Origin of the sequence: Sphingobium quisquiliarum P25 (assembly GCF_000445065.1) — a bacterium.
In the GTDB taxonomy this organism is placed as follows: domain Bacteria; phylum Pseudomonadota; class Alphaproteobacteria; order Sphingomonadales; family Sphingomonadaceae; genus Sphingobium; species Sphingobium quisquiliarum.
Map to the genome: position 1 here is coordinate 1 of NZ_ATHO01000080.1, position 825 is coordinate 825.

The 825-nt window shown below is 64.2% G+C and carries 1 protein-coding gene; it reads right to left on the minus strand.

What is annotated here, in order from left to right:
- Positions 1-158: 158 nt before the first annotated feature.
- On the minus strand, positions 159-825 hold a 667-nt coding region (gene rseP / locus L288_RS31460; protein WP_021238186.1), incomplete at its 5' end, for an RIP metalloprotease RseP.

An 825-nucleotide genomic window follows, 5' to 3' on the forward strand; every position in this document is an offset into this window, starting at 1 on the left:
CCGCCGATCATCGTCGTCGCCAAAAGGGCCGCGACAATCGGGCGCTGCCTCTTGCTGCTCATTATCGCTGTCACCCGCTTCACCCTTTTACAAATAAGCAATGCTCGTTCACGCCCGGAAAGACGCCGCACAAGCCGCGCCTCCCTGCCCGATACGGATCAGCCGATCAAGCCGGACAGGCGCTCCCAGATACCGAAAGACGTTAGATCGTTGAATGTAACCAGCATCATCATGGTCAGAAGCAGCGCCAGACCAGACCGGTAGGCCCATTCCTGCACCCTGGGGCTGACCGGCCTGCGCTGGACCGCTTCCAATCCGTAGAACAGCAGGTGGCCGCCATCCAGCATCGGAATTGGCAAGAGGTTGATGAACCCCAAGTTAATCGAGATGAGCGCCATGAAGAAGATGAAGCTTTCCACCCCCAGCGTCGCCGCCTGCCCCGAAACCTCCGCGATCTTGAGCGGCCCGCCAAGCTCCTTCACCGACCGGCCGCCGCCCAGAATCTGCCCCAGCGTTTCCACCATGGTGCGGACGATCTGGCCCGTGCGCTCGATCGCCACCACCGGCGCGCGCCACAGGCTGACCGGCTCGATCACCGGATCGCCCGGCGCGATGCCCAGCCGCCCGATCCTGAACCTGTTGCCAAAGCCGTCGCTTTCCTCGACTGCGCCGATCCGCCCCTGCCGGTCGAACCGCTTGCCGCCCCGCTCGACCTGGATCACCACGGGCTCGCCCGGACGGATCTGCGCATAAAGGCGGATGTCGTCGAAGGTCGCCATCTCGCGTCCGTTGAGCGCGACGATGCGGTCGCCCGCCACGATCCCG